Origin of the sequence: Streptomyces sp. NPDC014764, from assembly GCF_043082785.1 — a bacterium.
In the GTDB taxonomy this organism is placed as follows: Bacteria; Actinomycetota; Actinomycetes; order Streptomycetales; family Streptomycetaceae; genus Streptomyces; species Streptomyces althioticus.
The window spans coordinates 1-21,868 of record NZ_JBIBXY010000004.1 but is presented as its reverse complement, the minus strand read 5'-3'; the positions used below and the strand labels follow the sequence as shown (position 1 = coordinate 21,868).

At 72.6% G+C, this 21,868-nt stretch carries 19 protein-coding genes and 3 pseudogenes; 14 read left to right on the top strand and 8 right to left on the bottom strand.

The features are described 5' to 3' along the window. Nucleotides 1-536 precede the first annotated feature (536 nt). Nucleotides 537-737: pseudogene (locus ACF1AG_RS11945) on the top strand (hypothetical protein); the annotation flags it as partial. A gap of 354 nt (nucleotides 738-1,091) precedes the next feature. Here the strand turns inward: ACF1AG_RS11945 and ACF1AG_RS11940 are convergent. After that, nucleotides 1,092-1,367 (bottom strand): annotated as a pseudogene (locus ACF1AG_RS11940) (phosphatase PAP2 family protein); the annotation flags it as partial. Beyond that, complete coding sequence (locus tag ACF1AG_RS11935; protein WP_387795733.1) at nucleotides 1,315-1,551, bottom strand: hypothetical protein; 237 nt, start codon at nucleotides 1,549-1,551, stop codon at nucleotides 1,315-1,317. The pseudogene ACF1AG_RS11940 and the gene ACF1AG_RS11935, both read right to left, overlap by 53 nt. Before the next feature lie 174 nt (nucleotides 1,552-1,725). Here ACF1AG_RS11935 and ACF1AG_RS11930 point away from each other — a divergent pair, with 174 nt between their 5' ends. Beyond that, entirely contained in the window at nucleotides 1,726-2,595 is an 870-nt protein-coding gene (locus ACF1AG_RS11930) for a hypothetical protein (RefSeq protein ID WP_391809688.1), read from the top strand. Nucleotides 2,596-2,688: 93 nt separating this feature from the next. On the opposite strand, the gene disA is transcribed toward ACF1AG_RS11930, so the two are convergent. Next, nucleotides 2,689-3,813, bottom strand: coding sequence for a DNA integrity scanning diadenylate cyclase DisA (gene disA, locus ACF1AG_RS11925; RefSeq protein ID WP_037640905.1), 1,125 nt, complete (start codon nucleotides 3,811-3,813; stop codon nucleotides 2,689-2,691). A gap of 69 nt (nucleotides 3,814-3,882) precedes the next feature. Next, nucleotides 3,883-5,295, bottom strand: coding sequence for a DNA repair protein RadA (radA, locus tag ACF1AG_RS11920; protein WP_359753118.1), 1,413 nt, complete (start codon nucleotides 5,293-5,295; stop codon nucleotides 3,883-3,885). Nucleotides 5,296-5,705: 410 nt separating this feature from the next. On the opposite strand from radA, the gene ACF1AG_RS11915 reads away from it, so the two are divergent. Beyond that, nucleotides 5,706-7,481 (top strand): hypothetical protein, encoded by a 1,776-nt coding sequence (locus ACF1AG_RS11915; RefSeq protein ID WP_387795730.1) that lies wholly within the window; start codon nucleotides 5,706-5,708, stop codon nucleotides 7,479-7,481. Between the two features lie 72 nt (nucleotides 7,482-7,553). Here the strand turns inward: ACF1AG_RS11915 and ACF1AG_RS11910 are convergent, their stop codons facing one another. Further along, nucleotides 7,554-8,429, bottom strand: a complete 876-nt coding sequence (locus ACF1AG_RS11910) for a hypothetical protein (protein WP_359602082.1) — start codon at nucleotides 8,427-8,429, stop codon at nucleotides 7,554-7,556. Nucleotides 8,430-8,524: 95 nt separating this feature from the next. Here ACF1AG_RS11910 and ACF1AG_RS11905 point away from each other — a divergent pair, with 95 nt between their 5' ends. From ACF1AG_RS11905 to ilvD, 4 genes are all read left to right on the top strand, one after another. Continuing rightward, the gene (locus ACF1AG_RS11905) at nucleotides 8,525-9,457 is read left to right on the top strand and encodes a Ppx/GppA phosphatase family protein (protein WP_359602081.1); all 933 of its coding nucleotides are present in this window, start codon (nucleotides 8,525-8,527) and stop codon (nucleotides 9,455-9,457) included. A gap of 107 nt (nucleotides 9,458-9,564) precedes the next feature. Next, nucleotides 9,565-10,419: a sugar phosphate isomerase/epimerase gene (locus tag ACF1AG_RS11900; RefSeq protein ID WP_359602080.1), complete on the top strand. Its 855-nt coding sequence runs from the start codon at nucleotides 9,565-9,567 to the stop codon at nucleotides 10,417-10,419. Then, nucleotides 10,416-11,063 carry a TetR family transcriptional regulator gene (locus ACF1AG_RS11895; RefSeq protein ID WP_359602079.1) on the top strand — a complete coding sequence of 216 codons (648 nt, stop codon included), beginning with the start codon at nucleotides 10,416-10,418 and terminating at the stop codon, nucleotides 11,061-11,063. Before ACF1AG_RS11900 ends, ACF1AG_RS11895 begins: the two co-directional genes overlap by 4 nt. A 131-nt stretch (nucleotides 11,064-11,194) precedes the next feature. Further along, a complete protein-coding gene (gene ilvD / locus ACF1AG_RS11890; protein ID WP_359602078.1) occupies nucleotides 11,195-13,048 on the top strand; it encodes a dihydroxy-acid dehydratase in 1,854 nt (617 codons plus the stop codon). Between the two features lie 34 nt (nucleotides 13,049-13,082). On the opposite strand, the gene ACF1AG_RS11885 is transcribed toward ilvD, so the two are convergent. Then, entirely contained in the window at nucleotides 13,083-15,188 is a 2,106-nt protein-coding gene (locus ACF1AG_RS11885) for a serine/threonine-protein kinase (RefSeq protein WP_359602077.1), read from the bottom strand. A 182-nt stretch (nucleotides 15,189-15,370) separates the two neighbouring features. Between ACF1AG_RS11885 and ACF1AG_RS11880 the strand changes: the two genes are divergently transcribed. The 7 genes and pseudogenes from ACF1AG_RS11880 (at nucleotide 15,371) to proC (ending at nucleotide 20,075) form a co-directional block, all read left to right on the top strand. Continuing rightward, a complete protein-coding gene (locus tag ACF1AG_RS11880) occupies nucleotides 15,371-15,685 on the top strand; it encodes an SH3 domain-containing protein (protein ID WP_359602076.1) in 315 nt (104 codons plus the stop codon). Nucleotides 15,686-15,762: 77 nt separating this feature from the next. Beyond that, nucleotides 15,763-16,046 (top strand): annotated as a pseudogene (locus tag ACF1AG_RS11875) (SH3 domain-containing protein). A 49-nt stretch (nucleotides 16,047-16,095) separates the two neighbouring features. Then, a complete protein-coding gene (locus ACF1AG_RS11870) occupies nucleotides 16,096-16,611 on the top strand; it encodes an EamA/RhaT family transporter (protein WP_359602075.1) in 516 nt (171 codons plus the stop codon). A 69-nt stretch (nucleotides 16,612-16,680) separates the two neighbouring features. After that, on the top strand, nucleotides 16,681-17,469 hold the full coding sequence (locus ACF1AG_RS11865; RefSeq protein WP_359602074.1) for a class I SAM-dependent methyltransferase: 789 nt from the start codon (nucleotides 16,681-16,683) through the stop codon (nucleotides 17,467-17,469). Between the two features lie 33 nt (nucleotides 17,470-17,502). Beyond that, nucleotides 17,503-18,294 carry an ABC transporter ATP-binding protein gene (locus ACF1AG_RS11860; RefSeq protein WP_359602073.1) on the top strand — a complete coding sequence of 264 codons (792 nt, stop codon included), beginning with the start codon at nucleotides 17,503-17,505 and terminating at the stop codon, nucleotides 18,292-18,294. Further along, nucleotides 18,291-19,046: an ABC transporter permease gene (locus ACF1AG_RS11855; RefSeq protein ID WP_359602072.1), complete on the top strand. Its 756-nt coding sequence runs from the start codon at nucleotides 18,291-18,293 to the stop codon at nucleotides 19,044-19,046. The genes ACF1AG_RS11860 and ACF1AG_RS11855 overlap by 4 nt, the downstream gene beginning before the upstream one ends. A gap of 216 nt (nucleotides 19,047-19,262) precedes the next feature. Continuing rightward, a complete protein-coding gene (gene proC, locus ACF1AG_RS11850; protein ID WP_359602071.1) occupies nucleotides 19,263-20,075 on the top strand; it encodes a pyrroline-5-carboxylate reductase in 813 nt (270 codons plus the stop codon). A 63-nt stretch (nucleotides 20,076-20,138) separates the two neighbouring features. On the opposite strand, the gene trpS is transcribed toward proC, so the two are convergent. Both trpS and ACF1AG_RS11840 read right to left on the bottom strand, forming a co-directional pair. After that, nucleotides 20,139-21,164 carry a tryptophan--tRNA ligase gene (gene trpS / locus ACF1AG_RS11845; protein ID WP_359602070.1) on the bottom strand — a complete coding sequence of 342 codons (1,026 nt, stop codon included), beginning with the start codon at nucleotides 21,162-21,164 and terminating at the stop codon, nucleotides 20,139-20,141. A 431-nt stretch (nucleotides 21,165-21,595) separates the two neighbouring features. Beyond that, the coding region (locus tag ACF1AG_RS11840) for a hypothetical protein (protein WP_387795719.1) at nucleotides 21,596-21,868 on the bottom strand (273 nt) is incomplete at its 5' end.

Here is a 21,868-nt window from a genome sequence, read left to right as displayed (position 1 = left end):
GCCGCACGGGGGAGGAGGGGGCGGGGTCGGCATGCCGAGCCCTCCCGGAGAGTGACACCGCCCCTGACGATCGGCAGGGGCGGACACCCGACGGCCGCCGCGCGCCGCCTGTTCTGCGCGGGGCTTGTCCTCCGGCGGCAGGGGCGGACACCCGGCAGCCGCCGCGCGCCGCCTGTTCTGGGCGGGGCCTGTCCTCCCGGGCGTGCGCGCTGTCTGGCTCGGGCTGAACGAGCCGTGCCTCCTTCGGCGACAGACGGCCGGGGCCGGGGATGCTCGCCGCCGCGCCCTCGCCGCGTTCGCCCTGACGGCCGCGCTGTGCCTGGCCGACGCGCCCGCGGAACCCTCGAGGCGTGCCCACACGAGGGCTGGTACCGGGTACGGGCGCACGTCCCCGAGCGGACGGGCAGGCTGTCGGCGCCGTCCCGTTCGCCCTCCGCGCCCTTCACCCGCGCCTGGTCGCGGCGGCGGCCGACTGGTACGCGCACCCCGAGACGCACGCGGACCACTGCCGGCTCTGCTTCGACGACCAGAGCCGCCTGGTTCGTCGTCGGCCAGCAGGGCCCGGATCATCGCGTGAACTCCTGGCGGAGGTCGTCGCAGAGGCGGGCGACGGGCGCGAGGACGTCGAACTCACCCGCGCGTTCCGCCCCGACGTGGCCCTGCTCGACGTCCGCATGCCCCGCCTGGACGGGACTCGCACGGCCGGGAAGGCCGTCCGCACCGTGCCGGCACGCGCTCCGAACACACCCACGCGACACGGGCGTTGGCGGGGACTGCGCCTCCCTGTTGCCTGGCCGCCCGGTAGGCGTACGTGAGCGCGGTCCTGGACCGGTCCGGTGTGCGCAATCGCGTACAGGGGGCGATCGTCGCGTATGAGGCGGGCGTTGTAGGGAGGTGACGGGTGGTCGGAGGCGGCGGTGGGAGGTGTGGGGGAGAGCGGTGGCCCGTGGGCCAGGTTCGGTGATCCGCCGCGCCACAGGTGCCGTTGAGCCGCGCACCGTGGCCGCGAGCCATGTGGCGCTCCCTTTGGCCAGGGCGACGACGGTCAGCGCGACGGCGGCGCCCAGCAGCAGACCCGCGGCCACGTCGTGCGGATAGTGGACACCCGCGAACACCCGTGAGAACACGGCGAGAAGGGCCAGCGCAGCCGCCGGCCGGACGAGGGTCCTGCGCACGAGCACCAGCGTGGCGGCCGAGGCGCCGGTGGTGGCAGCGTGGTTGCTCGGGAACGACCAGTCGCCGTGCGGCGGACACTCCGCCGGGGAGGGCGCGGCGTCGGGCCACCGTCCGGCACGGACGCTCCTCCCGCACCACCTACTTGAGGGCCTCGCTGCAGACGTACGCCACAGCCGTGGCCAGGGGTGCAAGGACCGCGATCGCGAACGCGCGGACGTCGAAGCGCCGTGCGCGCCACCGGCCGAGAGCGAACAGCGCGACGAACACGAGGAGTCCGGCCTCCGTCCCGATCTCGGCCGTGTGCCGCGGCCACGCCGGGGCGTGGTGCGCGTGGTCCGCGATGTCGCGGCAGAGCCCGCTGTCCACGAAGTCCATGGTCACCGACCGTAAGGGAACGGCCGGAACGGTCACATCGAGCGATCGTCGGGTGTCGCACCCGACGAAAGACAGGGGTGGGCGGCCGGTTACCGGGATGATGATCCGGAAAAGTTGCGTGCTGAGCGGCGGGTGGGACAAGCGAACGCTCGGATCTCTCGTACAGTTTGCGCCGTGGGATCTCTGCGCAATCCGGTCGGGCCGCTTCCCTCCTCCATCTACTGGCGTCGGAGGGCCGTACTGCTGTCCGTGCTCGCCCTGTTGGCGTTGTTGATCACCTGGGTCGTGGTCTCCGCGGGCGGGAACGGCAACGGCTCGGACAACGGGGCCAACGGCAAGAATCCCGCGCCCTCCATCACCCCGGGACCGTCCGGTTCGGGTCCCGCGATCAGTCAGGCGCCGGGCGGACGCGACGAGACGGGCGACGGCGGGACGGAGGGGTCCGGCGACGGCTCCGGCGACTCCGGCGGTTCGTCCGGTTCCGGTTCTGACGGCGCGAGCGGTGACGGTGACCCGGCGGACTCCGCGGGGGCCGGGGGCGCGGAAGGTTCGGGCGGCAGCGCCGGTGGCGGTTCCGAGGGCGGTACGTCCGCGGGAGTCGGCGCGGGGGACGCGTTGCCGGCCGGGTCCGGGTCCGGACTGCCCAACTGCTCGGCAAACGCGGTCCGTTTCAGTCTGAGGAGTGAGCGCAACACGTACGGGCCGGGTGAGACGCCTGCGTTCCTGCTCACCGCGCGGAACACTTCCGGGAGCGACTGCAAGATCGACCTCGGTCCTGAGCGGACCGTTCTGACGGTGTCGCAGGCGACGGACGACGACACGTTCTGGGCGTCGGACGACTGCCCGAAGGGCGCGCGGAGTTTGGCCTTCCGGGTGCCGGCGGGGGACAGCATCACGTACACCGTGAAGTGGGACCGTAAGCCGAGTGCGGCGTCGTGTGCGACACCGAAGGCGGGGGCGGCCGAGCCGGGGACGTACCTGGTCGAGGCGAAGGCGCCCGGGTTCGAGAAGGTGCGGACGTCGTTCGTGCTGAAGGCCGACTAGCGTTTTTTCTCGGGCGTCCTCGCCCGCGGGTTGGTAAGGGCTGGTCGCGCGGTTCCCCGCGCCCCTTCGGGGCGCTCCCCTCTGGGTGATCGGTCAGACGTAGCGTTCGAGGATGCTGCTCTCCGCCAGGCGGGAGAGGCCCTCTCGGACGCTGCGGGCCCGGGCCTCGCCCACGCCGTCCACCGTCTGGAGGTCGTCCACGCTCGCGGCGAGTAGCTTCTGCAGGCCGCCGAAGTGCTCCACCAGGCGGTCGATGATCGCGCCGGGCAGGCGGGGGACCTTCGCCAGCAGGCGGAAGCCGCGCGGCGACACCGCCGAGTCCAGGGTCTCCGGGGAGCCGGTGTACCCCAGCGCCCGCGCCACCGTCGGCAGCTCCAGCAGCTCCGCGTGCGTGAGCGCGTCCAGCTCGTGCAGCGCCTCGTCGACCGTGCGGGAGCGCTTCGCGGTCGGCTCGGGGACGTAGTCCCGGACGACCAGTTCGCGCTCGGGCTCCACGCCGGCGATCAACTCGTCGAGCTGGAGGGCGAGAAGACGGCCGTCGGTGCCCAGTTCGACCACGTATTCGGCGATTTCGGTGGCGATGCGGCGCACCATCTCCAGGCGTTGCGCGACCGCGGAGACGTCCCGGACCGTCACTAGGTCCTCGATCTCCAGCGCGGACAGCGTGCCCGCGACCTCGTCGAGGCGGAGCTTGTACCGCTCCAGGGTGGCCAGCGCCTGGTTGGCGCGGGACAGGATCGCCGCCGAGTCCTCCAGGACGCGGCGCTGCCCGTCGACGTACAGGGCGATCAGCCGCATCGACTGGGAGACGGAGACCACGGGGAAACCGACCTGCTTGGAGACGCGGTCGGCGGTGCGGTGCCGGGTGCCCGTCTCCTCCGTGGGGATCGTCGGGTCCGGGACCAGCTGCACGCCGGCCCGCAGGATCTTCGACAGGTCCGAGGACAGCACGATGCCGCCGTCCAGCTTGCACAGCTCACGCAACCGGGTCGCGGTGAACTCCACGTCCAGCACGAAGCCGCCGCTGCACAGCGTCTCGACGGTCTTGTCCGAGCCGAGCACGATGAGCCCGCCCGTGTTGCCGCGGAGCACGCGCTCCAGGCCGTCACGCAAGGCGGTACCGGGTGCCACGGCGCTCAGCGAGGCGCGCATCAGGCCATCGGAACCGGCACTCCCACCGGACTTTCCGGGAGCTGCTGCCCGGTCGTTGGCTGCCACTGCACTCCTCCGGTCGCAGGTTCTGGGCGCCCCCGCGCTTCGTACGGACGGGCGAGACCTGGGCAAAGTCTACCGGCGGTCCTCCGGCTCCTGTGGGGCCTCTCGCCGACGGGAGCGGGGAAGGACCCGCAGCGCGTCCCCTATGTCCGCCACTTCCAGTACCTTCATGCCCGCCGGTACCTTGCCCGGATCGCCCGGCACCAGGGCGTGCGTGAAGCCCAGGCGGTGCGCCTCGGCGAGCCTGCGCTGCACGCCGGTGACGCGTCTCACCTCGCCGGCGAGGCCCACTTCGCCGATCGCGACGAGGTTCTTCGGCAGCGGGGTGTCGCTCGCGGCCGACGCCAGGGCGAGCGCGACGGCCAGGTCCGCGGCCGGCTCGGAGAGCTTCACACCGCCGACCGTCGCGGAGTAGATGTCCCTTTTGCCCAAGGCGCTGATCCGGCCGCGCTGTTCCAGCACGGCCAGCATCATCGACACCCGGGAGGTCTCCAGGCCCGAGGTGGTGCGGCGGGGGGAGGGGATCTGCGAGTCCACGGTGAGCGCCTGCACCTCGGCGACCAGCGGGCGGCGGCCCTCCAGGGTGACGGTCAGACAGGTGCCCGGGACCGGTTCGGCCCGGCGGGTCAGGAAGAGTCCGCTCGGGTCCGCGAGGCCCGTGATGCCCTCGTCGTGCAGTTCGAAGCAGCCGACCTCGTCGGTCGTGCCGTAGCGGTTCTTGACGCCGCGGACCAGGCGCAGGCGCGCGTGCCGGTCGCCCTCGAAGTGCAGCACCACGTCCACCAGGTGCTCCAGCAGACGGGGGCCCGCGATGGCGCCGTCCTTGGTGACGTGTCCCACGAGGAGCGTGGACATCCCGCGCTCCTTGGAGGCGCGGATCAGCGCGCCCGCCACCTCGCGCACCTGGGCCATGCCGCCCGGCGCGCCGTCGATCTCGGGGGACGCCACCGTCTGCACCGAGTCCAGGATCAGCAGCGACGGCTTCACCGCGTCCAAGTGGCCGAGCACGGCGGACAGATCCGTCTCGGCGGCGAGGTAGAGGTGGTCGTCGATGGCGTGGATGCGGTCGGCGCGCAGCCGGACCTGACTCGCCGACTCCTCACCGGTGACGTACAGCGTGCGGTGCTCGTCGCTCGCGGACTTGGCGGCGACGTCCAGCAGCAGTGTGGACTTGCCCACGCCCGGTTCGCCCGCGACCAGCACCACGGCCCCCGGCACCAGCCCGCCGCCGAGCACCCGGTCCAGCTCGGGCACGCCCGTGGAGCGGGCGGTGGCCTGCTTCCCGTCGACCTGCCCGATGGGCAGCGCGGACGTGGTGACCCGGCCCGGCGCGGTGGTCCGCACGGCGGGCGCCGCACCGTACTCCTCGACCGTCCCCCAGGCCTGGCACTCGGGACACCGCCCGAGCCACTTGGCCGTCTGCCATCCGCACTCGGTGCAGCGGTAGGACGGACGGTCCTTGGAGGTCTTGGTACGGGCAGCCATGCCCAAAAGGTAACGGCCCCCTCTGACACCGGGGGTCCGCCCCCTCTGAGACCGGGTCCGCCCCCGGGCCGACGGGGGTTGTGCGGCCCGTCAGGTGGGCCGCCGCGGGTGGCCCCGGTCCGCCAGGCCGTCCCCGCACCCGGAAGGCGACGGACGCCCGCTCCCGTGGGGGCCGCGGTCCCCGTCCGCCGGGTGGCGCGCGGTCCACCGGGGGCCGCGTGGGCGCGGAAGGGTCACCCTTGCGGGGGCACGTCAGGCGCTCGTGTCCTGGAGACGGGCGCCCCGCGCCGTGGCCGCTCACGCGGCGGGGAAAGGTTCCTGTCCCCGGATTGAGGGATCGTTTCACCCGTACGGATTAAAAGTGCGCACGGCACCGGAAGGCGTCGCCGCCCGGCCCCTACGGTCGCCGAATGACGAGCAGCGGCCCGGACACCTCGACCCGTACGTCCACCCGTACGCACGGAACCCACCGGACCCACCGGGAAGCGCGCGACCGGGCGGCCGCGCGCACGCAGGCCGGGCGGCCGGCCGCCCGCTACGAGCCGCATCTGGACGGCCTGTTCACCTACTGCCTGTCCGTCCTGTGCGACCACGACGCGGCGACCGCCGCCCTGGCCGACGCGCTCCACCTCGCGGAGCGCCGCGACCGGCACGTCCCGGACGAACTCGGCAGCCTCCGCGCGTGGCTGTACGCCCTCGCCCGCTGGGCGTGTCTGCGCAAGCTGGCCGAGGCCAGGCAGAAGCGTCAGGCCTCCCACGCCGGCGGCCGCTCCGGCAGGAAGCGCGCCTCCGCGGGACACCAGGACGCCTCCGCCGTGGCTCCCGAGGAGCAGGAACGGCGCCGCCGTGAACTGGCCGCGCTGGCCTGGCCGGAGGCCGCCGGGACCAGCCCGGAGCAGCGCGAGGCGCTCGAGCTCGCCGTCCGGCACCGTCTCGCCGCCCACGAGGTCGCCTCCGTGCTCGGCATGGCACCGGCCGCGACACGCGAACTGCTCGCCACCGCGGCCTGCGAGGTGGAACGCACCCGTGCGGCCCTCGCCGTCGTGGAGACCGGCGCCTGCCCGGGCGTGGCGCACCTCACCGGCGACCAGCAGATGGTGCTCGGCACCACGCTGCGCCGCGAACTCGTCCGCCATGTCGACGACTGCCCGCGCTGCCGCCGCACTGCCGAGCGGGCCGTGCCGGGCCGGTGGCCCGGCACCAGCGTCACCCCGGACACCCTGCCGCTCGTGCCGGCGCCGACCGCCGCCCTGCACACCGCCCTCGCGCACCACCCCCGCGCGCGTGGCGCCGCGCCCCGCTTCGACCGGCGCGGCTTCCCCATGGACCCCAAGGACCGGGTCGCCCGCCGCGACCGCCTCCGCGCGCGTGCCGTCACCACGACCGTCGTCGCCACGGTCGTCGCCGCGCCCGTGCTGGCGCTGTGGGCCGCCTACCGGGGCACGCCGGTGGGCGAGGGCGTGGGCGGCGGCCCGTCCTCCGCGCGCGAGGACGGCACCGTGGAGTTCGACGGCGAGGGCGGCGCCGGTTACGAGAACGCCGGCAACGCCGAGCCCCGCCCCACCACCCGCTTCGGCGCCGACGGCGCGCCGGACGTGTCCGTGGAGGTCGTCGAGGTCGCCGGCGCAGGACACAAGGGCGCCGCCGAGCTCGGCGTGACGGCCGCCCACAGCGGTGACACCACGCTGATCACCCTGACCGCCCGGGGCGACGGACCGGTCCGCTGGTCCGCGTCCACCGGCGCCTCCTGGCTCTACCTGAACCGCTCCTCGGGCACCCTCGAGCCGGGCGAGTCGGTCACGATCCGGGTCTTCGTCGACCAGCTGCGCGAACCGTCCGGCCACTGGCGGGCCACGGTGGCGATCTCGCCGGCGGGCTCGGTGGTGTCCATCGAGGGGTACGGTCCCGCCCCGTCGACCCCGGTCACCGGCTTCCCGTCGGCTCCGGGCACGCCGAGCGGCCCGCCCCCGTCGCCCTCGCACCCGGACCCCACGACTCCGTCGCCCTCCGACCCCACGCCCACCGACCCGCCGTCGTCCTCGGACCCGGACCCGGAGCCCTCGACGGACGATCCCGCCCCGACCGATCCGTCCCCCACCGAGCCGTCGCCCTCGGTGCCCGAGCCGCCGGAGCCGAGCGTCTCCACGCCCGCCGAACCGGGCACCCCGGACCCAGGCACGTCGTAGAAGCGGAAGACGTGAAAAGGCGCCCGTCCCCTTTAACGGGGAACGGGCGCCGATGACGCCGGGAGGGGCCCGTCAGGACGGGTCCGCCGGATGCGGCGCCAGCAGCGGCAGCTGTGACGCCAGCCGCTCCTCGCACAGCTCGACCAGGCGGTCGTACCCCGCCTTGCCCATCAGCTCGATCAGCTCCGCGCGGTAGGAGACGTACACCGGCTCGCCCGCGCCGTGCGCCGAGGTCGCCGATGTGCACCACCAGTGCAGGTCGTGGCCGCCGGGGCCCCAGCCGCGCCGGTCGTACTCGCCGATCGACACCTGCAGCACGCGCGTGTCGTCGGGCCGGTCGATCCAGTCGTACGTGCGCCGGACCGGGAGCTGCCAGCAGACGTCCGGCTTGGTCTCCAGCGGCTCACGGCCCTCCTTGAGGGCGAGGATGTGCAGCGAGCAGCCCATGCCGCCCTTGAACCCGGGGCGGTTCTGGAAGATGCACGAGCCCTGGAAGGGGCGCGTCTGCCGCTCGCCGTCCTCGTCCTCGGAGATCCACCCGTTGCGGGTGCCCTCCGCGTGGTGCTGCCAGATGTCCGGTGTGAGACGCGCCACATGCTGGGCGACGCGCTTCTCGTCGTCCTCGTCGGAGAAGTGGGCACCCAAGGTGCAGCACCCGTCGTCCGCGCGGCCCGCCTGGATGCCCTGGCAGCCGCTGCCGAAGATGCAGTTCCACCGTGAGGTGAGCCATGTCAGATCGCAGCGGAAGACCTGCTCGTCGTCCGCCGGATCAGGGAATTCCACCCAAGCGCGGGCGAAGTCGAGCCCCTGCTCGTCGTCGGCAGGGGCCGGATGCGGCGCCTGCGGCGGGGTCGGCACCCGCGAAGGATCCCCGGCCAGCCCGGCCCGCTTTTCCTTCCTGGCCGTTTTGTCCGTCTTCTCGTCCTTCGCCTTTTTCGTCTTTGGCACCTGTCCAGGGTAAGTCGCCGCGCGCCCGCACCGGCACCGGTCCGGCCGTCGGGAAGCGGGCATCACGGCGTGCTGCGGGCAGTAGCGTTTCGTACATGAGACTCGGTGTCCTCGACGTGGGTTCGAACACGGTGCACCTGCTGGTGGTCGACGCCCACCCCGGCGCGCGGCCGCTGCCCGCGCACTCGCACAAGGTCGAACTGCGCCTCGCCCAGCTCCTCGACGACGACGGATCGATCGGCCCCGACGGCATCGACCGGCTGGTGTCGGTCGTGCACGAGGCGCTCCAGGCCGCCGAGGACAAGGGCGTGGAGGAGCTGCTGCCGTTCGCGACGTCCGCCGTGCGCGACGCGAGCAACGCCGACGACGTCCTCACCCGCGTCCGCGACGAGACCGGCGTCGAACTCCAGGTGCTCAGCGGCGAGGAGGAGGCGAAGCTCACCTTCCTCGCCGCCCGCCGCTGGTTCGGCTGGTCCTCGGGGAAGCTGCTCGTCATCGACATCGGCGGCGGCTCGCTGGAAATCGCCTACGGCATGGACGAGGAGCCGGACGCGGCGGTGTCGCTCCCGCTCGGCGCGGGCCGCCTCACCGCGGGCTGGCTGCCCGGAGACCCGCCCGAGGCCGAGGACGTCCGCGCGCTGCGCCGCCACGTGCGTACGGAAATAGCGCGCTCGGTCGGCGACTTCAGCCGGTTCGGAGCCCCGGACCACGTGGTGGCCACCTCCAAGACCTTCAAGCAGCTCGCCCGGCTCGCGGGCGCCCCGGGCTCCGCCGAGGGCCTGTACGTCCAGCGCGAGCTGAAGCGTGAGTCGCTGGAGGCGTGGGTGCCGCGGCTGGCCGGGATGACCGCCGCCGAGCGCGCCGAACTGCCGGGCGTGTCCGAGGCCCGCGCGGGCCAGCTGCTCGCCGGCGCGATGGTCGCCGAGGGCGCGATGGACCTGTTCGGCGTGGAACGCCTGGAGATCTGCCCCTGGGCGCTGCGGGAGGGCGTCATACTCCGCCGCCTGGACCACATGGGCCCCGCCTGACCCCCGAGGGGGCCCGCCCCGAAGGCGCCCGTGCCCGCTATGGCAAACACCACAACGGCCAGGCGGTACCCCGCACCGCCCCCACCCCACCCCGTAACCTGAGGCTCGTGGCAGAAGCAAGGGACGTAGTCCGCATCCCGGATGCGAAGGTCGCCCTGTCGACGGCCTCCGTCTACCCGGAGTCGACGGCGACGGCCTTCGAGATCGCCGCGCGCCTCGGGTACGACGGCGTCGAGGTGATGGTCTGGACGGACCCCGTCAGCCAGGACATCGAGGCCCTCCGCCGGCTCAGCGACTACCACCGCATCCCCGTCCTCGCCGTCCACGCGCCCTGTCTGCTGATCACTCAGCGCGTGTGGTCCACCGACCCCTGGACCAAGCTCCAGCGGGCCCGGGCCGCCGCCGAGAAGCTCGGCGCGTCGACGGTCGTCGTCCACCCGCCCTTCCGCTGGCAGCGGCAGTACGCCCGCGACTTCGTCGACGGCGTCTGGCGGATGGCGAACGAGACCGACGTGCGGTTCGCCGTGGAGAACATGTACCCGTGGCGCTACCGCGACCGCGAGATGCTGGCCTACGCCCCCGACTGGGACGTGACCAGGGAGGACTACCGCCACTTCACGATCGACCTGAGTCACGCCTCCACCTCCCGCACCGACACCCTCGCGATGGTCGAGCGGATGGGCGACCGGCTGGGGCATGTGCACCTGGCCGACGGCCGGGGGTCCGCCAAGGACGAACACCTGGTGCCGGGCCGCGGCGACCAGCCGTGCGCCGAGGTGCTGGAAGGGCTGGCGCGCAGCGGCTTCGACGGTCATGTCGTGATCGAGGTCAACACCCGGCGCGCCATGTCCAGCGCCGAACGTGAGGCCGACCTGGCGGAGGCCCTCGCCTTCACCCGCCTCCACCTCGCCTCGGCGTCCTCCCTGTCCACTCCCTCCTCCCTCCGGGTCCCCCGGCGGTGAACGGCACCCCCGCGAGCGACGGCCCTGCCGCCTCCCCGGACGGGACCGGCGCCCCCCGGCGCCGCGGCCGCCCCCCGGCCGCCGAGTCGGCCGGCACCCGCGACCGCATCCTCGACGCGGCCCGCGAGGAGTTCTCCGCACGCGGGTACGAGAAGACGTCCGTGCGGGGCATCGCCAAGGCCGCAGGTGTCGACTCCGCCCTCGTGCACCACTACTTCGGCACCAAGGAGCGGGTCTTCGAGGCCGCCGTCGAGGTCGCCTTCGGACCGGTGATCGACGAGCGGGAGCCGGTGCTCGAAGGGCCGCTCGACGAGGTGGGCGAGCGGATGACCCGAATGATCATCGGACTGTGGGAGAACCCGGTCACCCGCACCCCGCTCCTCGCGATCGTCCGCTCCGCCGTCGACAACGAGACGGCGGCCGCCGTCTTCCGGCGCCTCGTCGCCGGCCAGCTGCTCACCCGGATCACCGGCCGGCTCGACCTGCCGGACGCGGAGCTGCGCGCCGAACTGGCCGCCGCCCAGCTCGTCGGCATCGCGATGATCCGGCACGTGATCCGGGTGGAACCGCTCGCCTCGGCCGACCCGGAGGACATCGTCCGGCGGGTCGCGCCGGTCGTGCAGGGGCACCTCACCGGGCCCTGAGCGCCGGACCACTGAGACATGCGTCCCGTATTCCGGACACCTTGTCCCGCCCTCTGGATGACCGGCGTACGCTCGAGGCAGTCAGAACTCTCTGGCGGAGACTCCCCGAAGGTCTGAAGGAGCGAGCGACGATGCCCGAGCTGAGGTCCCGCACAGTCACCCACGGCCGCAACATGGCGGGCGCCCGCGCCCTTATGCGCGCCTCCGGTGTACCCGGTGCGGACATCGGCCGGAAGCCGATCATCGCGGTCGCCAACAGCTTCACGGAGTTCGTCCCCGGCCACACCCACCTCGCGCCGGTCGGCCGGATCGTCAGCGAGGCGGTCGTCGCGGCCGGCGGCATCCCGCGCGAGTTCAACACCATCGCCGTCGACGACGGCATCGCCATGGGCCACGGCGGCATGCTCTACTCGCTGCCCTCCCGCGACCTGATCGCGGACAGCGTGGAGTACATGGTCGAGGCCCACTGCGCCGACGCCCTGATCTGCATCTCCAACTGCGACAAGATCACCCCGGGCATGCTGAACGCCGCGCTGCGGCTGAACATCCCCACGGTCTTCGTCTCCGGCGGCCCGATGGAGTCCGGCCGGGCCACCCTCGTCGACGGCACGGTCCGCACGCTCGACCTGGTCGACGCGATGTCGGAAGCGGTCAACGACAAGATCTCCGACGCGGACATCCTCCGCATCGAGGAGAACGCCTGCCCCACCTGCGGCTCGTGTTCGGGCATGTTCACCGCCAACTCGATGAACTGCCTGACCGAGGCCATCGGCCTGTCCCTGCCGGGCAACGGCTCGGTCCTCGCCACCCACACCGCCCGCAGGGACCTGTACGTCCGCGCGGCCGACACGGTCCTGGACCTCACCCGCCGCTACTACGAGCAGGACGACGAGTCGGTCCTGCCCCGCAACATCGCCACCCCCGCGGCCTTCGAGAACGCCATGGCGCTCGACATCGCGATGGGCGGCTCCACCAACACGATCCTGCACCTGCTGGCCGCCGCCCAGGAGGCGGAGGTCGCCTACGGCCTCACCGAGATGGACGCCCTCTCGCGCCGCGTCCCCTGCCTGGCGAAGGTCGCGCCCAACGTCGCCAAGGACCGCACGTACTACATGGAGGACGTGCACCGTGCCGGCGGCATCCCGGCCCTCCTCGGCGAACTGCACCGCGGGGGCCTGCTCAACGAGGACGTCCACGCCGTCCACAGCCCGTCCCTGGCCGACTGGCTGAAGACCTGGGACATCCGCGCCGGTTCGCCCTCCCCGGAGGCCGTCGAACTCTGGCACGCGGCCCCCGGCTGCAAGCGCTCCGCCGAGGCGTTCTCCCAGTCCGAGCGCTGGGACTCCCTCGACGAGGACGCCGAGGGCGGCTGCATCCGCTCCGTCGAGCACGCCTACTCCAAGGACGGCGGCCTCGCGGTGCTGCGCGGCAACCTCGCCGTCGACGGCTGCGTGGTCAAGACGGCCGGCGTCGACGAGTCCATCTGGACCTTCGAGGGCCCGGCGGTCGTCTGCGAGTCGCAGGAGGAGGCCGTCCAGAAGATCCTCACCCAGCAGGTCAAGGAGGGCGACGTCGTCGTCATCCGCTACGAGGGCCCCAAGGGCGGCCCCGGCATGCAGGAGATGCTCTACCCGACGTCGTACCTGAAGGGCCGCGGCCTCGGAAAGGCGTGCGCGCTGATCACCGACGGCCGCTTCTCCGGCGGCACCTCGGGCCTGTCCATCGGCCACGCCTCCCCCGAGGCGGCCTCGGGCGGCACCATCGCCCTGGTCGAGGACGGTGACCGCATCCGCATCGACATCCCGAACCGCTCCATCGAGCTGCTGGTCGACGACGCCGAGCTGGCCCGCCGCGAGGAGGCCCTCGGCGGCCGCTACGCCCCGAAGAACCGCGACCGCAAGGTCTCCGCGGCGCTGCGGGCGTACGCGGCGATGGCGACGAGCGCGGACAAGGGCGCGGTCCGGGACGTGACCAAGCTGGGCTGAGGCCCCGCACCCGGCTGTCCGACCCCGCTCCCTGTCACCAGGCGGCGGGGTCGCCCGCGTCCACGGCGAAGACGGTGCCGTCGGGGGCGGAGGCGTAGACGCGGTCGTGGGCGAGGACGGGTGCGGGCAACGAGGCGACGACCCGGTCACCGGCCCCGAGCCGCGGCGAGGTCTGTCCGATGAGCCGCCCGGACCTCGCATCCACGGCGAGCAGCCGCCCGTCGGGCGCGGACAGGAAGAGGTGCCGGCCGTCGGAGACGGGGGCGGAGGCACGGGTGAGGCCGGTCTCGAGGGTCCAGAGGCGGTCGCGGGTGCCCAGGTCGAAGGCTTCGAGCGAACCGCCCTGGGCCATGACGTACACGATCTGCCCGCGCCCGGCGGCCACGGTGTCGTAGCGCGGTACGGGCAGGGCGTACCGCGTCGTGTCACCGGAGGCAGGTGTGTGGCGCACCAGGGCGTCCGCCCGGGGGGACCGCGGGTCGGCGGAGACGAAGTGCACGGCGTCCCCGTCGGTCGCCACGGGTGTCAGCGTCCCTTCCAGCCGGTCCTGCCAGAGCACCTCGCCGTCGCCCGGGTCGAGTGCGGTCACCTGGGTGTGGCCGCCGTCGGGTGCGGGGCTCGTCACAAGCAGGTCCGACGCGCCGAACACGGCGACGTCCGTGATCTCGCCCGCGCCCGGGACGGTGCGCTCCCACATGGTCTCCCCGGTGGCGCCGTCCACCCCCGTCACCGTGCCGTCCCGGTCGCTGAGGACCGCGAGCGTGCCCGCGGCGCGGACGTCGACGCCTTCGGGGACCGTCCGGGCCCAGACATGGCGGCCCGAGACGGCGTCGAGCGCCTCCAGCCGCGTGCCGCCCCCGTACGGCAGGACGGTGTCGCCGGTGACCACCGGGGGGCGGGTGACCTCGGTGCCCATGTCGTGCCGCCAAAGGACCTTGGCATCGGACGCCCGTAGCGCGACCGTCGTCCCGCCGTGCGCGCAGAGCACCGCGCCGGAAGCGACGGCGCACTGCGGCATGCCGCCAGTGGCGGACAGGAGCTCGGACGTCCAGCCGGCGAAGGCCGCCGCGCTGTGGGTGGCGGGCCGCTCCGGGGCAGCGGCATCGCCCAACTGCACGGCGACGACGGTGCCGGTGACGACGGCCGCGAGCGCGGCGCCGCTCACGAGAATCCGGCGAACCCCGGGCCGGCGTCGTGACGCCGGTTCCACAGGGGCAGGCTTTTCGGGGAACCGCTCCGGAACGGGTCGGCCCTCTGTCTCCGAGTCGCCGAGGATGCGCTGGCTCGGTATGAAGACACGGGTGTCGTACGACGCCGCCACCGCCCGCAGCCCGGCCATCAGCTCGTCCGGCGTGGGCCGTTCCTCCGGCTCCTTGGCCAGGCACCGCCGCACCAGGCCGGACAGTTCGTCGGGAACGCCCGTCAGATCGGGCTCGTCGTGCACCACCTGGTACGCCACGACGTACGGGCTGTCGGAGTCGAACGGCCCGCGCCCCGTGGCCGCGTGCACCAGCACCGACCCCAGCGCGAAGATGTCCGCCGCCGGCCCCACCTCGCGCGGCCGGCGGAACTGCTCGGGCGCCATGAACGGCGGCGTGCCGATCAACTTGCCGGTCTCGGTCCGCAGTTCGCTGTCTTTCGGCCGTGAGATGCCGAAGTCGATGACCTTCGGACCGTCCTCGGACAGCAGCACGTTGCTCGGCTTGAGGTCCCGGTGCACGACCCCGACCCGGTGGATGTCGCGCAGTGACTCCGCCAATCCGGCCATCAGACGCCGTAGCTGGGAGGAGTCCAGCGGACCGTTCCGTTTCACCTCGTCGGCGAGCGTCGGACCGGGGATGTAGAGGGTCGCCATCCAGGGCCGCTCGGCCTCGGGGTCGGCATCGACGACAGAGGCGGTGAACGCGCCGCTGACCCGCCGGGCCGCCGCGACTTCCTGTCGAAAACGGCCCCTGAACTCGGGGTTCTTGGCGTACTCGGCGTGCACGACCTTCACCGCGAGCCGCAGCCCGGAGGTGCTGCGCGCCAGGTGCACCACGCCCATGCCACCCGAACCCAGGCGGCGTTCGAGCCGGTAGTGGCCGGCGAATTCGGGACGTTCCGCTTCCGCGCCCGCCCCGGCGTCCCGCTGTGGCGCCATGGAACCACCCCCGTGCTGTTCGTACGCGCGCGCGACGCACGGAGCCTAATCGATGTCTCGTACGAGACCGAGGAGGCTTGCTAGCCTCCGTGTTCGAGTCGTAAACGGTTGTTTCACGCCGCGACTCGGGGGAAACAACGCAACCCCGGTTACGCCTGGGGTTACACACGGGGGAGATGCCCATGCCCGTCGATCGTGTCGAAGAGCCCGCGACCACCGAGGAGGCCGTCACCACGGCCGCTGCGGGAGTCCGCTACTACAACGTCGCGCCCGGCGTCCGCCTGAATGTCCGCAGCGGTCCGGGAACCGGCTACCCCATCGTCCGCGTACTGCCCGAAGGGTCCCGCGTCGCGATCTACTGCCAGCGGCCCGGCACCAAGGTGGCCGGCCCGTACGGCACGTCGAACATCTGGGACAACATCAGCAACGCCCAGTACGTCTCGGACGCGTACATCTACACCGGCAGCGATGGCTACGTGGCCTCGCGCTGCGCCTGACCATCACACGTCCCGGAGGAACCATGAATGCCGTACGTAGCAGATTCGCCGTGTCGGCCGCCGTTGCCGGCGCTTTCATGATGGTGCTCGGCAGCGCCTCCCAGGCGTCGGCCGCCACCGTCTATCCGATCGCCCCGGGTATCAGGTGAACGTGCGGAGCGGCCCGGGCACGAACTACGCCGTCGTCCGGGTGCTGACGCCTGGTTCCCAGGTCAGGATCTACTGCCAGACAACGGGCACCAGGGAGACCGGCCCGTACGGGACGTCGACCATCTGGGACAACATCGCCAGCGGCCAGTACGTCTCGGATGCCTACGTCCACACCGGCAGCGACGGCTACGTGGCCTCGCCCTGCGCCTGACCGCCCCCGGGGGCCCGGCCCAGCCGGGCCCCCGCGCGATAATCGAACCGTGAGCGACGCACACGGAACCTCTGACCACCGCACCCCGGCCACCCCCGCCGGCCCCCAGCCCGAACCCCTCCGTTTCTTCGGGACGACCTGGGTCGACCATTCCCGGGGGTACGCCGCCCGCCGGCTGGGCGTGGCCGTCGGGTCGCTGGCCGCCGCGGTCGCCGCCTGTCTCGTGCTGCGGTTCGCCTACCAAGGGCTCCAGATCGCCGCCGTCGGCGGCTTCGTCTCGCTGCTCGTCCTCGTGATGTTCGCGGTCTGCAGCGCCCTCGCCTTCGGTCACACCTGGTCCTCCTTCTCCACCCGCCCCGACCCCGACCGCCAGTCGTCCCTGCGCGGACTGCTGTCCATCGGGTTCGTCGGCTCGCTCCTCGCCTACTTCTTCCGCTCCCTCACCGAGGCCCCCGGCGAGAAGCTGCGCCGCGCCGAGTACACGCAGGCCCGCGAGGAGTACGACCGCCGCGTCACCCGCCGCTCCGGCAACCCTTCGCGCAAGCGCCGCCGCCGCGACGCCTGACCCGGCCGCCGCCCCAACTCCCGGGAAAACCCGCACCCCCCGGCCCCGTCCCGCGGCGACCATGGCCGTATGACGACATCCAGGGCCCACCGGATCACCCACGCCGCCCGAGCCCACTCCTTCAACGCGGTCGCCGCCCAGTACGCGGACCACCGCCCCACCTATCCGCCCGCCCTGTTCGACGCGATCGAGGAGCTCACCGGCCGCCCGCTCGCGGGATCCCGGATCGCGGACGTCGGCGCCGGCACCGGGGCGGCCACCGCCCGCCTTCTCGACCGCGGCGCGCACGTCGTCGCCGTCGAACCCGGCGAGGGCATGGCGGCGGAGTTCCGCCGCAGGCTCCCCGGCACACCGGTCGTCCGCGGTGACGGCAACGCCCTCCCCCTCGCCGCCCACAGCGCGGACCTGATCACCTACGCCCAGTCCTGGCACTGGACCGACCCCGCCCGCTCCGTCCCGGAGGCCCTGCGCGTACTGCGCCCGGGCGGCGCCCTCGCCCTGTGGTGGAACACCAGTGCCGACGACGTCCCGTGGATCGCCGAGGCGTCCGCCCGGGCCGGCCGGCACTTCGGGCGGGACTTCTCCCGCGAGAAGAACGACATCGACGCCACGACAGCCGACCCCTCCGGCCGCCTGGACTTCACGCGCCGCACCGTCCGCTGGAGCCGCCGCGTCCCCGTGGACGCCCACCTGGCGAACATCGGCAGCCACTCCGTCTTCCTCGTCCAGAGCCCCGACCGCACCGCCGCCTTCCTCGCCGACGAACGCCGCCACGTCCTCGAGGTCTTCCCGGACGGGATCGTCGAGGAGACCTACGACGTCATCCTCCTCCTCGCCTCCAGGCCGCCGACGGCTTGACGCGTCCGCACCGCCGGGAGGACTATTCATCACATGATGAATTACTCCTCCCGGCCCCCGGAGGAGCCGGCCGTCCACGCCCAGGACCTCACCGTCGTCCGAGGTTCCCGCACCGTGCTGCGCGGCCTCGGCTTCACCGTGCCTCGCGGCCGCATCACCGGCCTCCTCGGCCCCTCCGGCTGCGGCAAGTCCACGCTCATGCGCGCCGTCGTCGGCACCCAGGCCAAGGTCACCGGCACCCTCGACGTCCTCGGCCGCCCCGCCGGCCACCCCTCCCTGCGCACCCGCATCGGCTACGTCACCCAGGCCCCGTCGGTCTACGACGACCTGACCGTCCGCCAGAACCTCGACTACTTCGCCGCGATCCTCGACCCGGGCAGGTCCGCCGCCGACCGCCGCCACGACGCCGTCACCCGGGCCATCGCCGACGTCGACCTCACCGGTCACGCCGACGCCCTCGCCGGCGCCCTCTCCGGCGGCCAGCGCAGCCGCGTCTCCCTCGCAGTGGCCCTCCTCGGCACGCCCGAACTGCTGGTCCTCGACGAACCCACCGTCGGCCTGGATCCCGTACTCCGCCGCGACCTCTGGCAGCTCTTCCACGACCTGGCCACCGAACGCGGCGCCACCCTCCTCGTCTCCTCCCATGTGATGGACGAGGCCGAGCGCTGCCACCAGCTGCTCCTCATGCGCGCGGGTGAGGTCCTCGCCGACGACACCCCCGAGGCCCTGCGCACCCGCACCGGCGCCGACACCGTCGAAGCCGCGTTCCTCCGGCTGGTCGACGAGGCCGCAACGGCCACCAGCACCAAGGAGCCCACCCGATGACCGCCACGAGCGCCCTCAGCCTGCCGCGCACCACCGCCACCGCCGCCCGGGTCCTGCGCCAGCTCCGCCATGACCCGCGCACCATCGCGCTGATGATCCTCGTCCCGTGCGTGATGCTCTTCCTGCTCCGCTACGTCTTCGACGGCAGCGCCCGCACCTTCGACACCATCGGCGCCTCGCTGCTCGGCATCTTCCCGCTGATCACGATGTTCCTCGTCACGTCCATCGCCACCCTGCGCGAACGCACCTCCGGCACCCTGGAACGCCTGCTCGCCATGCCCCTCGGCAAGGGCGACCTGATCGCCGGCTACGCCCTCGCGTTCGGCGCCGTCGCGGTCGTCCAGTCGGCCCTCGCCACCGGCCTCGCGGTGTGGTTCCTGGACCTCGACGTCGTCGGCAGCCCCTGGCTGCTGCTCCTGGTCGCTCTGCTCGACGCGCTCCTCGGTACCGCCCTCGGCCTCTTCGTGTCGGCGTTCGCGGCGTCCGAGTTCCAGGCGGTGCAGTTCATGCCGGCGGTGATCTTCCCGCAGCTGCTGCTGTGCGGCCTCTTCACCCCGCGCGACGCCATGCACCCGGTCCTGGAGGCCGTCTCCGACGTCCTCCCCATGTCCTACGCCGTCGACGGCATGAACGAGGTCCTCCATCACGCCGACCTCACGACCGCGTTCCTCCGCGACGTCACGATCGTCGCGGCCGTCGCCCTCCTGGTCCTGACCTTGGGCGCGGCCACCTTGAAGCGCAGGAGCGCATAACCAGCCCGTCCGGCGCTTGAGGACGAGGCCCGAAGGGCCGAAGGGGGTCTGGGGGGCGCAGCCCCCAGGGACGGGAAGGGAGGAAGGGGCGCGGGGGCGAACCACCCGTCCCGCACCCCCACCGGCCCGTCCGCCCACCGGACACCCCCGCCCCCGCCACCTCCCGGATGGGACAATCACCCCCAGGACGACCCACCCCGGAGGGCACCCCCAGCCATGACCCAGAAAGTCGCAGTCCTCGGCACCGGCAAGATCGGCGAAGCCCTGCTCAGCGGAATGATCCGCGCCGGCTGGGCCCCCGCCGACCTCCTGGTCACCGCCCGCCGTCAGGAGCGCGCCGACGACCTCCGCGCGCGTCACGGCGTCACCCCGGTCACCAACCAGGAAGCCGCCAAGACCGCCGACACCCTGATCCTCACGGTCAAGCCGCAGGACATGGGCACCCTCCTCGACGAGCTCGCCCCGCACGTCCCCGCCGACCGCCTGGTCATCAGCGGCGCCGCGGGCATCCCCACCGCGTACTTCGAGGAGCGCCTCGCCGAGGGCACCCCGGTCGTCCGCGTCATGACCAACACCCCCGCCCTCGTCGACGAGGCCATGTCGGTCATCTCGGCCGGCCGCCACGCCACCGCGGACCACCTCGCCCACGCCGAGGAGATCTTCGGCGCCGTCGGCAAGACCCTCCGCGTCCCCGAGTCCCAGCAGGACGCCTGCACGGCGCTCTCCGGCTCCGGCCCGGCCTACTTCTACTACCTGGTCGAGGCGATGACGGACGCCGGCATCCTGCTCGGCCTGCCCCGCGACAAGGCGCACGACCTGATCGTGCAGTCCGCGATCGGCGCCGCGACGATGCTCCGTGACAGCGGCGAGCACCCCGTGAAGCTGCGGGAGAACGTCACCTCCCCCGCCGGCACCACCATCAACGCCATCCGCGAGCTGGAGAACCACGGCGTCCGCGCGGCCCTCATCGCCGCCCTGGAGGCCGCCCGCGACCGCAGCCGCGAGCTCGCCTCCGGCAACAACGGCTGATCACCCGGGAAGGCCGCGGCCGGTACGGCACCGAGCCGCGGCCCCCGCCACCAGCCGCCGCGCCTACCGGGCCGCGTTCGACGGAACCCCCTCCGAGGCGGGCAGCAGGCCGATCGCCCGGTAGGCGGCGTCCACCGTCGGCCGCGCCATCCCGCGCGCCCGTTCGGCCCCCTCCCGCAGCACGCCCTCGAGATAGGCGGGGTCGGCGCACAGCTCCTGGTGCCGTTTGCGCAAGGGCCGCAGCACCTCGATCACCGCGTCCGCGGTGTCTCTCTTCAGCGCCCCGTACCCGTCGTAGGACCTCGCCAGCTCCGCGGGATCACCGCCGGTGCACGCCGCCAGGATCTCCAGGAGATTCGCGAGCCCCGGCCGCGACTCCCGGTCGTGGACGACCTCGCTGCCGCTGTCGGTCACGGCGCGCATGATCTTCTTGCGCACCACGTCCGGCTCGTCCAGCAGATAGACGATGCCCGGCCCGGTGTCGTCGCTCTTGCCCATCTTGGAGGCCGGGTCCTGGAGGTTCATCACGCGCGCCGCCACGGCCGGATTGGTCGCCCGCGGCACGACGAACGTGTGCCCGTACCGCTGGTTGAACCGCACCGCGAGATCCCGCGCGAGCTCCACGTGCTGGGTCTGGTCGTTCCCGACCGGCACCTCGTCCGTCCCGTACGCAAGGATGTCGGCCGCCATCAGCACCGGGTACGTCAGCAGCGACAGCCGCACACTCCCGCCCCGCCGCTGCTCACGCGCCGCCTTCTCCTTGTACTGGATCATCCGGCGCATCTCGCCGTCCGTGGCCACGCACTCCAGCAGGTACGACAGCCGGGCGTGCTCGTCCACATGGCTCTGCACGAAGATCGTGCACCGCTCCGGATCCAGCCCGGACGCCAGCAGCAGCGTGGCCGCCTGCCTGCTCAGCCGGCGCACCCGCGCCGGATCGTGGTCCACGGTCAGGGCGTGCAGGTCGACGATGCAGAACAGCGCGTCCGCCCGGTACTGGTCGACCGTGGCCCACCGCCGCATGGCTCCGAGGTAGTTCCCCAGTGTCAGATGTCCGGTCGGCTTGATACCGCTGAAGACCCGAGTCATCTCTTCTCCCTACTCCTGTCGAGCGTCGGGACCGCCGTCCGGGCGGCCGCCCCTCGAGCTCCGGAGGGAGAAAGGAAAACGGCCGCCGAGGCGGCGGCCGTTGGGTGCATACGCAGGACGACCGCCGTCAGGCGGCCCACCAGAGCTGGTTGTGCGTACGCGTCGTCATGCCCACGAGACTACGCCCCCGGGGCGGGGGACCGCAGCGAGTTGACACGCACCTGGGGGATCCGTACTGTTCTCCGAGTTGTCCGACGTGAGCACCGACTCCGGTCGGCCCCGGACAGCCACTCCGCAAGTACCACTACTGATCGACGTCAGCAGTCTGTCTGCCGGCGCTTCGTTGTCGTGCGTATTCGCGGAATGAGGAATCCGCACCCGAAAGGGAGCAGGACCCCGATTAGGTCGGGAGCCAGGAATCCGCTAAAGTCTCACTCGTCGGAACGGCCCGCAACGGCCGGAAAGACAAACCCCGCTGACTGGGGGTCAGAGCGAGAAACTGGATCTGATAAAGTCGGAACCGCCGGAAAGGAAAGCGCGAAAGCGTCGACCTGGAAAGCGCCGAGGAAATCGGATCGGAAAGATCTGATAGAGTCGGAAACGCAAGATCGAAGGGAAGCGCCCGGAGGAAAGCCCGAGAGGGTGAGTACAAAGGAAGCGTCCGTTCCTTGAGAACTCAACAGCGTGCCAAAAGTCAACGCCAG